Source organism: Arthrobacter sp. 01T425 (genome assembly GCF_056398725.1).
Genome location: NZ_JBFTPY010000013.1, coordinates 67,405 through 79,235 on the forward strand (window position 1 = coordinate 67,405; position 11,831 = coordinate 79,235).

Consider the following 11,831-nt stretch of genomic DNA (forward strand, 5'->3'; position numbering starts at 1 on the left):
AACTTAGGATTCGACGTCGGCCGCGGCCATTGCCTTGTTCGTGAGGACGGGCATCATCCCCAGCAGCGCGAGCGTCAGCACTCCCATGATGCCGAACATGACCTGCAGGCCCAGCCATTGGGCCAGCAGACCGCCGGCTGCTGCACCAAGCGGCATGGTGCCCCACGCCAGCAGGCGGTAGGCGCTGTTGACTCTGCCCAGCAAGCGGTTGGGAGTAATGCGCTGGCGCAGGGATACGGTGATGACGTTCCAAAGCACGATCAGCATGCCGCCCACAAAGAAGATTGGGCCAAGAACATAGGGGTTGTCGGTCAGGGCGGGCGCACCTACGAACAGCGCGGCCCCGAAGATCGTCAGCATCAGGGACGTCGACCGGCCGAGCCTGGCCTCCACCCGCTCGGAGATGAACGAGCCAACGAAGGCGCCGAGAGCGGAGGTGGTCAAAAGCAGGCCGAACCCCACTTCGGACAGCGCCATCTGTGAAGCCGGGCCTACGGCAAACAGCACTAAGACCGCGAAGGCCGCGCTGGATGCGAAGTTGAACACCCCGGTCATCACCGCGAGTGTGCGCAGGATCTTCTGGTTCCAGAGGAACCGCAGCCCCTCAGCAATGTCGAATCGCAGCGTCGTCTTCTGCTCACATTCTGTGCGAAATGCCCCCGGGACCAGGAGCAGGCCGCCGACGGCCGCAAGCCACAGGGCCGCCGGCACGGCAACGCCCGCAACCAAGCCCATGGCCACCAGCAGCCCGCCCAGCGGGGGACCAATGAACTGGTTGGTGGTGAGCTCGACGGCGTAGAGCCGGCCGTTGGCGCGCGAGAGCTGATCCCTGTGCACCAGCTGGGGCATGATCGACTGCGCGGAGGTGTCGTAGAGCGTCTCAGCCACACCCACCATCAGTGCGACAACGTACAGAGCCCAGACGGAGCCCGCATCCAGCAACACGACGGCGGCCAGCAGGGCCGGCAGCACCGCCCGGCTGAGGTTGGCCCACAACATGAGCTTGCGCCGGTCCAGCCGGTCGGCCAGCGCGCCGGCAGTGAGGGCGAAGAGGAGCCAGGGAAGCGTCGCTGCGACGCTCAGTCCGGCAACCAGGGTGGGTGACTGGGTGAACTGAATGGCCAGCAGCGGCAGCGCGATCTTGAAGACGCCGTCCGCGAGGTTCGAGAGTCCGGACGAGGTCCACAGCTTCCAGTAGGACGCACCCAGCGGCGCACGATGCCGTTCCTTCACCTGCGCGGCGTGACTAGTCATAGGTGGACCATTCCACAGTGATTGAGAAAATTCAAGGTGATTGAATCCAGTACATCGGATTGTAGGATTGGGACATGATGGACGCAGAGCAGCCGAGCGCGGACCAAAAAAGACCCGTCGCGAGCGCCCGGGAAATTAAGGCGTTGGCCCATCCGCTGCGCCTGAGGATCCTGCGCCTGTGCGGGCTCCACGAACTGACCAACAAACAACTCGCCGACCGGCTGGGCCAGGACCCGGGAACGGTGCTTTATCACGTGAGGCAGTTGCTCTCGACGGGGTTCCTTGAACCCGCCGGGGTCCGCACGGGCGAGAGTGGCGCGCTGGAGAAGCCGTATCGTTCCACGGGGCGGTCCTGGAAGCTGGACACCGCACTGAGTGAAGCCGGTCCCGCCGGTCCGCTGGCCCCGCTCGAGGCGTTCCGGGAAGAGCTGACGGAAGCAGGACCGGACGCGCTCGCCAGCCTCTCACGCTTCGTTCTGCACCTCTCCGAGGAAGATGCTGAGGACCTCACCACGCGCATCCACGCTGTGCTGAGCGAATACACCGACAGTGACCGGCAGCGCTTGGACCAGCCCGCCTACGGCGGCATCTTTGTCCTGCACCGGACGTCAGACTAGGTCGCCGTCCTTCCGGAACGGGATTTGGGTCTTGCGCCGCCTTGGCGGGCTCTATTCGTAGATCGTGGGGATGGCCGGCTCGCCGGGCTGCAGCCTGTCCACCACCCGGGGCAGCTCCGCCATGGAGGCTGTGTGCCGGTCCCGCGCCCGCCCCACCGCGTCCGGGCCGGTCCAGCCGGGCAGGATTTCGCCGTCTTTCATGAACTGGTGCAGGAGGGGGCGTCCGTTTCTTCCGGCGGCCGGCGGGTGGTCCACGCCGAGGACCTCGTGGGTGGCGGTGCCGCGGTCGTCGAGGCGGCGCACGGCGAACTTGCGCCCGCCCATGTTGATCTTGTCCTTCGAGGTCTTCGCCACGGCAGCCAGCTCACCGGAGTCACTGGCCCGGCTCACCAGCTTGTAGACCATCCCGGCCGCTGGCGCCCCGGATCCGGTCACCAGGGACGTGCCGATGCCATAGGAATCGGCCGGGGCGGAGCGGAGCGCGGCGACGGCGAATTCGTCCAGGTCCGAGGTCACCACGATCCTGGTGTGCACGTTGCCGAGGCTGTCCAGGAGTTCGCGGACCCACCGTGCCTGGGCCACGAGGTCTCCGGAGTCCAGCCGGATGGCCCCAAGTTTGTCTCCGGCGAGGTCGACGGCGGTGCGGACCGCCAGTTCGACGTCGTACGTGTCCACGAGCAGCGTGGTGCCGGACCCGAGCGAGGCAAGCTGCGCCGCGAAGGCGTCGCGCTCGGAGTCGTGGAGCAGGGTGAAGGAGTGGGCCGCGGTGCCGATGGTCCGCAGGCCGTAACGCCGCCCGGCGGCCAGGTTGGACGTGCCGGAAAAGCCCGCGATGACAGCCGCGCGGGCCGCCGCGGCGGCCGCTTCCTCGTGGGTGCGGCGGGAGCCCATCTCAATGCAGGGCCTGCCACCGGCGGCGCTGGTCATCCGGGATGCGGCCGAGGCGATTGCGCTGTCATGGTTCAGCACCGACAGGACGTAGGTCTCCAGGACGCAGGCCTCGGCGAACGTCGATTCGACGATCAGGACGGGGGAGTGCGGGAAGTAGGCTTCACCTTCCGGATAGCCCCAGATGTCGCCGGAGAACCGGAAGGCGGCCAGATGCTCCAGGGTGTCCTCGTGGACCACGCCGGTGGCGGCCAGGAAGGCGACGTCGTCCTCGTTGAAGCGGAAGTTCGCGATGCCCTCGAGGAGCCGGCCGGTGCCGGCCACGATCCCGTACCGGCGCCCGGACGGCAGTCCCCGGGCGAAGGCCTGGAAGATGGACCGGCGGTGCGCGGCCCCGGAGTGGAGGGCCGCCTGGAACATGGTCAGCTCATAGTGGTCGGTAAACAGGGAGGTCCGGGGTCCGTCCGGTCCGGCCGAAGTGTCCATGATCCACTCTAGGCCGGGCCGCCCGCAGCCGCAGGATGCCGCCCGTGCCGGGAGTTCGCCGGAAACGCCCCGAGTCGCCGGAAACTTCGGGCGAGTCCGGGAGTTTCCGGCGACTTCGACGATGCCGGGCTCAGACGGGGCAGCCGTCCGGGCCGCAGGCGCCGGATTCCGCGGGGGAATCGGTGGTGGCGTCCGCAGCCTCCGCGCCGGCGCCCACCATGACTAGCGGGTGGCTGTCCTGCCACGCCTGCTCGAGGGCGGCGGTGAAGGTTTCGGCGGGTTGGGCACCGGAGAGTCCGAACTTCCGGTCGATCACGAAGAACGGGACGCCGCTGATGCCCAGGGCGCGGGCCTCGGCGATGTCGTTGCGGACGGCGTCGGCGTAGGCCTCGGTGCTGAACAGTTCCGCCAGTTCGCCGGCGTCGAGTCCGAGGTCCAGGCCCAGGGCGGTCAGGTAGTCCTGGCTGCCGATGTCCTTGCCATGCTCGAAGTGGTCGCTGAGCAGGCGTTCCTTCGCGACGTCCTGCTGGCCGTGGGCGGCGGCGAGGTGGATCAGCCGGTGGGCCGTGAAGCTGTTGGCGACCACGACGGCGTCGAACCGGTAGTTCAGCCCCTCGCCCTTGGCCTGGGCCGCGACGTGCTCGAACATCTGCGATACCTGCGCCGGCGCCATGCCCTTGCGCGTGCTCAGGTAGTCCAGTTCGGTGCCGTCGTAGTGCTCCGGGAGCGTGGGGTCCAGCTGGTAGCTGCGCCACTGCACCTCCACGGAATCGCGGTGCGGGAAGGCCGCGAGGGCGGTTTCGAAACGGCGTTTGCCGATGTAGCACCAGGGGCAGGCGACGTCGGACCAGATCTCAATCTTCATGCCCGCAACAACCGCGCCCCCGCCGGGTCCATTCCCCGGCGGCCTGTCGGCTTCGTCACGGCCCCACGGCTAAGGGTCCTCCCGGCTGAGGGCCGGCCGGCGCCCGCGGCCTCACGGCGCGACTGGGCGCTCCATCACGAAGTCGTGCTCCACGGTGTTGCCGAGCTGGAAGGACTTGGTGCCGACCTTGCGGAAGCCGGACTTTTCGTAGAACCGGATGGCGCGGGCGTTTTGGCTGTTCACGCCGAGCCAGAGCCCGCGGGCGCCGGCTTCCGCAGCCGCGCCGATGCTGGCGTGCATCAGTTCGGCCGAGGCGCCGAGTCCGTGGTGCTCGGGATGGACGTAGCACTTGCTGAGCTCGGTGCACGGCAATTCGCTCAGGACCGCGGCTACGTCCGGATCCCGGGTAGGGCCGGCCATCAGCAGGCTGTAACCGCGGAGGTCACCGTCGGCGTCGATCACCAGCACCGTGACCTCCGGATCTGCCAGATAGGCCCGGAAATTGGCCTCGCTCAGGGTATTGGCGAGGTGGGCCGCGATGTCCTCCGGCCGGGACTCCGGCGGGCACGCGAGCGGGAAGGTGACGGCCGCGAGTGCGGCCAGCTTCCCGGCGTCGTCCGCGGTTGCTGTCCGGATCCGGTGCGTCATAGCTAAACCCTAGCCCGCGGCGGGGCCCGGGCATCAACAAGAACTGGCGTGGTTGGGGGCTACATATCAGATGGCGTAGCGGAGGATTCCGACGGCCTCCACATTTTCCGGCATGTCGGATCGGCGCACGGCGAAGACCCGGGCGCCCGAGCCGAGGGCCCGACGGGCGATTTCCTCGACCACGTCCTGTCCGGTGTCACCGTCAAGGGTGAGCGCGCCGTCGTCTCCGACAGCACCTTTGACACTGGCATCCATGTCCACGGCGAGCGTCGCAATGGCGCCGAAGGCGGCGGCCCGCGCCAAGTCGCTGAGGTCGGCGGTGCCGCGGCCGCTGGGGCGACGCTCTTCAAACGTCGTTTGCAGGGCAACAAGATCGGCCGCATAGATCCGGTCAAGTACGCCACGCGCCGCTTCCGCCAATTGGGCCGGGGTCAGTTCATCGGGGTTCCCCTCGATGCCCTCGGACGCGAGGTGGGCGTATCCGGCGAGGTTGCGGTAGATGCTCGCGAGCGGCTCCGTCGCAGCGATCACCAGCGGCAGGGACTGCCCGTTCAACAATGGACGAAGTACGTGGTCGACGGAACGGGCGTACTGGGCTAGCCGTACCTTTCGTCCCTCGTCGCCATGCAGCCGCCCGAAGTGGGAGCGGCCGCCGATCGATTCGAGCCCGACGGCACTGGCTGCACCCTGTGGCATGCCCGGTACCGTGACCTCTTCGGCCGGTCGGTCCGCCGTGACCTCGATGAGCCGTGCCCCGTTCTGGGAGATGGCGAGCACGAGCGCCGCGTTGGGGAAGGTGAGGGCACGGAGCAGCGGTGTGATGGCGAAACGATCGGCCACGCTCACGTGGTCTTCGAGATCGTTGGGCAAACGGAACTCGAGAATCGAAGTCGGCGTCACGAAGATGGCCAGGCTCCGCCCCATCTCAAACCAGAATTCCGGGGATCCCAGCAGCTCGTCGAGAAACGTTTCTATCGCGACGACCGCGTCGTTGCTTCCCGCTTCGCGGAGCTGTGCGACGGCGGAACTGAACAAGGACCGGGCTCTGGACTGATTGTCCTCCGAATGGGCAGGGACGCTGCTCGTCGAAAGATACACGGTGACGCTGTGTGGATCGCGCGCTGCGGCCAGCCGTTCCACGTCGTCCCGGGTCGGCATGTCGATGTGCATGGGGGTGCTCCTTTTTGCTATCTCTCGGCTGGGTCGCACGAGGAGGGGGAATGTTCCTGCACCTGCTCGATGCGCAAAGCCGCACCGAGGGGGAAGCAATACCGGATCAGCTCAGCATCGGACCGCTCGGAGTCCCATGTCAACAGTCGGCGGAACTTGCACTCGGGAGGTGTTCGGCGCCTCAAGGAGCACGTCCCCGGCGGGGAACGCCAGCTCGCGCTCACCGGTGACGGACGCGATCCAGACCTCGCAGCGGTGACCGTGCTGAAGTTCCCGCGGTGCGATGGTGTTTTCCGGGAGTTCCGGCACTCGAGGCTCCAAGTGATGACAGCTGTGGACGGATGAGTTTCGCTACGGAATCGGACCAGGGCCACGGAATCGGTCCGGCGCAGCGCGGATCCGCGGTGCGCCGGACCGGTTTCGCCGCGTCTGTCCGGAAACCTAGCGGATCCGGACCCTGTGGCGTGCCCCGCTACTGCTTGAACGCGGCGTCGAAGGAGGTTTTCGAGGCCGGGAAGTCGAACTTCTTCAGCGCGGCGAGGGCTTCGGGGGCGCCGTGGAGCCGGTCCATGCCCGCGTCTTCCCACTCGATCGAGATGGGGCCGTCGTAGCCGATCGCGGCCAGGGCGCGGAAGGACGATTCCCAGGGCACGTCGCCGCGGCCGGCGGAGACGAAGTCCCAGCCACGGCGCGGGTCGCCCCAGGGCAGGTGCGAGCCCAGCACGGTGTTCCGGCCGGTGGGGCGCAGCTTCGTGTCCTTGCAGTCCACGTGGTAGATCCGGTCCTTGAAGTCCCAGATGAAGGAGACGGGGTCGATGCCCTGCCACATGAAGTGGGAGGGGTCCCAGTTCAGGCCGAAGGCCTCGCGGTGCCCGATCGCCTCGAGGGTGCGGACGGTGGTCCAGTAGTCGTAGGCGATCTCGGAGGGGTGGACCTCGTGTGCGAAGCGGACACCGTTTTCGTCGAACACGTCCAGGATGGGGTTCCAGCGGTCGGCGAAGTCCTGGTAGCCGGCCTCGATGACCTTTTCCGGCACGGGCGGGAACATCGCGACGTACTGCCAGATGGAGGATCCGGTGAACCCGACCACGGTGTCGACGCCGAGGGCTTTGGCGAGCCGGGCGGTGTGTTTCATTTCCTCTGCGGCGCGTTGGCGGACGCCTTCGGGCTCGCCGTCGCCCCAGACCCTGGCCCCGACGATCGCCTCGTGCCGGAAGTCGATCGGGTCATCGCACACCGCCTGGCCCTTGAGGTGGTTGGAGATGGCCCAGACCTTGAGGTTGTACTTCTCCAGCACGGCCAGCTTGGATTCGACGTAGCCGGGTTCGTCCCAGCGCCAGGCGTCCAGGTGGTCGCCGGACACGGCGATTTCCAGGCCGTCGTAGCCCCAGCCGGAGGCCAGGCGGGCGACTTCCTCGAAGGGCAGGTCGGCCCACTGGCCGGTGAACAGGGTGTACGGGCGGGGCATGTCAGGTTCCTTCGGTAATCGTTTGGGTGGTCCGTGCGGACGGGGTGAGCTGGATGAGTGAACTTTTGGCCGCGGTGCTTTCCTCCACGGCGGCGAGGATCCGCTGGACGCTCAGGCCGTCCTCGAACGACGGCGACGGCTGGGTTCCGTTGCCCACCGCGGTGAGGAAGTCGCGGATCTCGTGCGTGAACGTGTGTTCCCAGCCGATCACGTGGCCCTGCGGCCACCATGCTTCAAGGTACGGGTGCTCGGGTTCGTTGACGAGGATCCGGCGGAAGCCCTGTTCGCGGACCGGCACTGTGGCGTCCAGGAAGCCGAGCTCGTTCAGGTCCTCCAGATCGAAGAGCAGGGCTCCCTTGTCGCCATAGATCTCCAGCGTGAGCGAGTTCTTCCGCCCGGCGGCCACCCGGGAGACCTCCACCGAGGCGATGGCCCCGGAGGCGAGGGTCAGCGTGGCCCAGGCGGCGTCGTCGACCGTCACCTCCTCCAGCCCGGCAGCGCCCGGGCGTCGCGGCGTGAAAGTGTGCAGCCGGCCGGAGACCTCGGTGACCGGCTCGCCCAGGAGGAACAGCACCTGGTCGATCGCGTGGCTGGCAATGTCGCCCAGCGCCCCGGACCCGGCGGTGTCCTTGTTTAGCCGCCACGTCATGGGCGACTCCGGGTCCACGAGCCAGTCCTGCAGGTAGGCGGCCCGGACGTGCCGGACGGCGCCGAGCCGGCCCTCCGCGATCAGCTCCCGGGCCAGCGCCAGGGCCGGGACCCGGCGGTAGTTGAAGCCGATCATGGACTGCACGCCTTGCCCCCGCGCGGTCCGGGCCGCCTCCGCCATGGCCTCGGCCTCGGCGAGGGTGTTGGCCAGCGGTTTTCGACCAGGACGCGCCGTTCGAACGCCGGGACGTCGAAGTAGCTGGCAACATTCCGCCAGGCGTTCGAGTGGGCCTTGCCCATGAACGCGTACCCGATCATGGCCACACCCAAACGTGAACCGGCGGCGGGGCCGGGGGTGGTTTCGTGGGAATTCATTGCTGGTCCCTAGAGTGTGGAAGCGGTGGGGTCCCAGTCCTCGGGGAGGGCTGCGGAGGTGGGCGCGGAGCTTTCCACATCGATGAACGTGCCCGAATCGACCGACTCGGAGATCGAGACCATGGTGTCCAGGACGTGGTAGGCGAGGTTGCCGGTGGCGCGGTGCGGAACGCCGGCGCGGATGGAGCGTGCCATGTCCAGCACGCCCATGCCGCGGCCCTGGCTGGGGCCGGTGGCCGGAATAACGGTCCATTCCTCGTCGCCGGCGCGCCAGAGCCTGATGTCGCCGTCGAAGTAGTTTGGATCGGGCAGCGAGATGGTGGCCTCGGTCCCGGTGATCTCCACGAAGCCCATCCGCAGCCGCGGGGACTCGAAGCTGAACACGCTGTGGGAGGACGCGCCGGACTCGAACTGGGCCATGGCGGAGACGTGGGTGGGGACCTCGACCGTGAATTCCTCGCCGGCCTTGGGGCCGGAACCGATGACCCGGACCTCCTTTGCCTTGGACCCGGTCGCGGCCACACGGCGCACGGAGCCGAACGTCTGCACCAGGGCCGTGAGGTAGTACGGGCCCATGTCGAACAGCGGCCCGGCGCCGTGCTGGAAGAGGAACGCGGGGTTGGGGTGCCACGATTCCGGCCCGGGCGTCTGGAACGTGGTCATGGCCGTCAGCGGGGTGCCGATGTCGCCACGTTCGATCAGCCGCCGGGCAGTCTGCAGCCCGGCGCCCAGGAACGTATCCGGGGCGCAGCCCAGCCGCAGCCCCGCGGCGTCGGCCGTTTTCAGCAGGCCCAGGCCGGAATCGCGGTCCAGCGAGAACGGCTTTTCCGTCCAGACGTGTTTGCCGGCATCGACGGCGGCCGTGGCCACTTCCACGTGCGCGGCCGGGATGGTCAGGTTGACGATGATTTCGACGTCGGGGTGGTTCAGGGCGGCGTCCACCCCGCCCCACTCCGGGATGCCGTATTCCTTGGCCCGCGCCCCGGCCGCCTCCTCGAAGAGGTCGGCGATCACGTGGACCTTAAGGTCGGGGAAGACGGTCAGGTTGTCCAGGTACTGCTTGCTGATGTTGCCGGCGCCGATGACGGCGACGCCCACGGGGCCGCGGCCGGCGGCACGGTTCGCTGCTACACGGTTCGGTGCGGCGCTCATGCGTTCACGCCCTTCGCGCCGGCGGAACCGCTTTGCAGGTAGCCCAGGCTCTGGGCGATGCCGTCGAAGATGTCGCCGGAGTAGTCGTCGAATTCCACGACCCCGACTTCGAGGGACTGCGCCGCGGCGATGACGTCCCGCACGGCGATCTTGCCCTGCCCGGCCGGCTGCTGCGCCTTGGTGTCCGTGGAGACGGGGCCGTCCTTGATGTGGATGAATCTGACCCTGTCGCCGAGGCGCTGCAGCAGTTGCACCGGGTCCTGGCCGCCGACGGCGGCCCAGTAGGTGTCCACTTCCAGGACGAGTTCCGGGTCCAGGAGTCCCTCGAAGTACTCCAGGGCGGTCTGGCCCTCGATGCTGGACTCCAGCTCCCAGGCGTGGTTGTGGTAGCCGACGCGGATGCCGTACCCGGCGCCCTTCTTGGCGGCGGCGTTGAGCCTCGCTGCGGTGGCCTGGATGTCCTCGGCGGACTGCCAGTGCTCGGCCGGGAGGTAGGGGTCGATCACCGTGGTGATGCCCAACACCTTGGCCGCGGCGAAGATTTCGTCCTGGTCCTGGCTCAGCAGCGGGGCATGGCCGGACGGGGCGGTCAGGCCGTTCTCCTTCAGGGCAGCGCCGAGCTCGGCGGCCGTAGCGACGAAGTTGTAGGGCTCAACCTGGGTGAAACCGAGTTCGGCGACCTTTTTGATGGTGCCGGGCAAGTCTTCCTGGAGGGCGTTGCGGAGGGTGTACAGCTGGATTGAATAAGACACGGGATTCCTTTGCACGAGTTCGGCTTCGAAGGTGTGAGGGTCAGCCCTGACGGCGGGAAGGGGCGTCCATTCCGTTTGATTCTGCGCGAAGAAGGACTGCACGCCCATGGGCAGCGAGATGATTTGTCTGGAGCGGAGGAACACGATGGCTCCAAACTAGGGAGACTTTTGCCGGGCGTCAAGCAAAAGTTGGAAACTACGTGTCAATCTTTGTGAAGCGTGACATGCAGAAGATCTTCGTGCTATCACTTACTCATGAGTACGCCCACCGGCACCGAGCCCGCAACCCCCGAGGCCGGCGGCAGCCTGTCCCGCGCCGGAGACCTCTTCCAGCTCCTGCGCGACGGCAAGGCCCGGACCCGCGCGGAGCTGGCCCTGACCACCGGGCTCGCCCGGTCCACTGTCGCTTCCCGCATCGACGCGCTGATGGTCTCCGGGCTCGTCGGCCCCGCCGGGGAGGCGAGCTCCAGCGGCGGCCGCCCGCCGTCGCGCTTTGCCTTCAACCCGGCGGCCCGCGTCGTCCTGGCGGTGGATGTCGGGGCCACCCACGTGATCATCGCCGTCACGGACCTCGGCGGGACGGTGCTCGCGGAGCGCCAGCTGGCGCAGGATGTCGCCGACGGCCCGGTGGTTGTCTTGGACCGGGTGATCGAGGAAGGGCTGCAGCTGCTCGGCGGGGCCGGCCGGGGAATTGGGGACCTGGCCGGCGCCGGCATCGGGCTCCCGGGGCCCGTGGAACACGCCACAGGCATGCCGGTGAAGCCGCCAATCATGCCCGGCTGGGACGGGTTCGACGTCGTCCGCCACGTCCAGCGGTCCCTTCCGGTGCCGGTCCTGGTGGACAACGACGTGAACATCATGGCGCTGGGGGAGCGCACGGCGCACTGGCCTGACGACGAAAACTTCCTGTTCATCAAGGTGGCCACCGGCATCGGGGCGGGCATCATCAGCAGCGGCCAGCTCCAGCGCGGAGCCAACGGGACGGCCGGCGACCTCGGACACGTCCGGGTTCCGCGTGGCGATGACGTGCTGTGCCGTTGCGGCAACTACGGGTGCCTCGAAGCCCTTGCGTCCGGGCCCGCCGTCGCCAAGGCGCTGACGCGGCAGGGCCTGCCGGCGCACGACGGCGGCGATGTGTTGCGCCTGGTCGCCGAAGGGAACCTGCAGGCCATCCAGGCGCTGCGGCAGGCCGGCAGGGACCTCGGCGACGTCCTCTCCATGGTCGTTAACCTGCTGAACCCCTCGGTGATTGTGATCGGCGGAAGCCTCGGCCAGGCCGGGGAGCATCTGATGGCCGGCGTCCGCGAGGTGGTCTACCGGCGCTCGCTGCCGCTGGCCACGGCGCACCTGCGGATCGGCGTGTCCCGGGCCGGTGACCAGGCCGCGATCCTCGGCGCCAGCCAGATGGTCACGCAGCATGTGCTCTCACCCGCGGTCATTGAGGCGACCCTGCAGGCCACGGGCTAGGGGTGTCCCGGAAAGCGGCGCGCCCGGCAGGGGTGTCCCGG

Annotated in this window: 10 protein-coding genes and 1 pseudogene; 2 read left to right on the forward strand and 9 right to left on the reverse strand. The window is 68.1% G+C overall.

Features of this window, described 5'->3' with window-relative positions; all coding sequences use genetic code 11:
- Positions 1-3: 3 nt before the first annotated feature.
- Positions 4-1,254 carry an MFS transporter gene (locus AC1DNG_RS15080; protein ID WP_476887671.1) on the reverse strand — a complete coding sequence of 417 codons (1,251 nt, stop codon included), beginning with the start codon at positions 1,252-1,254 and terminating at the stop codon, positions 4-6.
- Positions 1,255-1,328: 74 nt separating this feature from the next.
- Between AC1DNG_RS15080 and AC1DNG_RS15085 the strand changes: the two genes are divergently transcribed.
- Entirely contained in the window at positions 1,329-1,871 is a 543-nt protein-coding gene (locus AC1DNG_RS15085) for an ArsR/SmtB family transcription factor (RefSeq protein WP_476887672.1), read from the forward strand.
- 51 nt (positions 1,872-1,922) lie between these two features.
- Here AC1DNG_RS15085 and AC1DNG_RS15090 read toward each other — a convergent pair whose 3' ends face one another.
- From AC1DNG_RS15090 to AC1DNG_RS15125, 8 genes and pseudogenes are all read right to left on the reverse strand, one after another.
- The gene (locus tag AC1DNG_RS15090) at positions 1,923-3,245 is read right to left on the reverse strand and encodes a nicotinate phosphoribosyltransferase (protein ID WP_476887673.1); all 1,323 of its coding nucleotides are present in this window, start codon (positions 3,243-3,245) and stop codon (positions 1,923-1,925) included.
- Between the two features lie 130 nt (positions 3,246-3,375).
- On the reverse strand, positions 3,376-4,110 hold the full coding sequence (locus tag AC1DNG_RS15095; protein ID WP_476850528.1) for a DsbA family oxidoreductase: 735 nt from the start codon (positions 4,108-4,110) through the stop codon (positions 3,376-3,378).
- Positions 4,111-4,221: 111 nt separating this feature from the next.
- The gene (locus AC1DNG_RS15100) at positions 4,222-4,758 is read right to left on the reverse strand and encodes an N-acetyltransferase family protein (RefSeq protein ID WP_476887674.1); all 537 of its coding nucleotides are present in this window, start codon (positions 4,756-4,758) and stop codon (positions 4,222-4,224) included.
- A 66-nt stretch (positions 4,759-4,824) separates the two neighbouring features.
- Complete coding sequence (locus tag AC1DNG_RS15105) at positions 4,825-5,928, reverse strand: baeRF11 domain-containing protein (protein WP_476850530.1); 1,104 nt, start codon at positions 5,926-5,928, stop codon at positions 4,825-4,827.
- 472 nt (positions 5,929-6,400) lie between these two features.
- Entirely contained in the window at positions 6,401-7,396 is a 996-nt protein-coding gene (locus AC1DNG_RS15110; protein WP_476887675.1) for a sugar phosphate isomerase/epimerase family protein, read from the reverse strand.
- Position 7,397: 1 nt separating this feature from the next.
- Positions 7,398-8,419, reverse strand: a pseudogene (locus AC1DNG_RS15115) (Gfo/Idh/MocA family protein).
- Between the two features lie 9 nt (positions 8,420-8,428).
- Positions 8,429-9,571, reverse strand: coding sequence for a Gfo/Idh/MocA family protein (locus tag AC1DNG_RS15120; protein WP_476887676.1), 1,143 nt, complete (start codon positions 9,569-9,571; stop codon positions 8,429-8,431).
- Complete coding sequence (locus AC1DNG_RS15125; protein ID WP_476887677.1) at positions 9,568-10,323, reverse strand: sugar phosphate isomerase/epimerase family protein; 756 nt, start codon at positions 10,321-10,323, stop codon at positions 9,568-9,570. The genes AC1DNG_RS15120 and AC1DNG_RS15125 overlap by 4 nt, the downstream gene beginning before the upstream one ends.
- 255 nt (positions 10,324-10,578) lie before the next feature.
- On the opposite strand from AC1DNG_RS15125, the gene AC1DNG_RS15130 reads away from it, so the two are divergent.
- Positions 10,579-11,790, forward strand: a complete 1,212-nt coding sequence (locus AC1DNG_RS15130; protein ID WP_476887678.1) for an ROK family transcriptional regulator — start codon at positions 10,579-10,581, stop codon at positions 11,788-11,790.
- Positions 11,791-11,831: the final 41 nt, after the last annotated feature.

What these genes read in the sequence shown, in the direction of transcription:
- AC1DNG_RS15085 (WP_476887672.1), top strand. Translation starts at nt 1,329, where the DNA reads ATGATGGACGCAGAGCAGCCGAGCGCGGACCAAAAAAGACCCGTCGCG.
- AC1DNG_RS15120 (WP_476887676.1), bottom strand. Translation starts at nt 9,571, where the DNA reads ATGAGCGCCGCACCGAACCGTGTAGCAGCGAACCGTGCCGCCGGCCGC.
- AC1DNG_RS15105 (WP_476850530.1), bottom strand. Translation starts at nt 5,928, where the DNA reads ATGCACATCGACATGCCGACCCGGGACGACGTGGAACGGCTGGCCGCA.
- AC1DNG_RS15090 (WP_476887673.1), bottom strand. Translation starts at nt 3,245, where the DNA reads ATGGACACTTCGGCCGGACCGGACGGACCCCGGACCTCCCTGTTTACC.
- AC1DNG_RS15100 (WP_476887674.1), bottom strand. Translation starts at nt 4,758, where the DNA reads ATGACGCACCGGATCCGGACAGCAACCGCGGACGACGCCGGGAAGCTG.
- AC1DNG_RS15130 (WP_476887678.1), top strand. Translation starts at nt 10,579, where the DNA reads ATGAGTACGCCCACCGGCACCGAGCCCGCAACCCCCGAGGCCGGCGGC.
- AC1DNG_RS15095 (WP_476850528.1), bottom strand. Translation starts at nt 4,110, where the DNA reads ATGAAGATTGAGATCTGGTCCGACGTCGCCTGCCCCTGGTGCTACATC.
- AC1DNG_RS15110 (WP_476887675.1), bottom strand. Translation starts at nt 7,396, where the DNA reads ATGCCCCGCCCGTACACCCTGTTCACCGGCCAGTGGGCCGACCTGCCC.
- AC1DNG_RS15080 (WP_476887671.1), bottom strand. Translation starts at nt 1,254, where the DNA reads ATGACTAGTCACGCCGCGCAGGTGAAGGAACGGCATCGTGCGCCGCTG.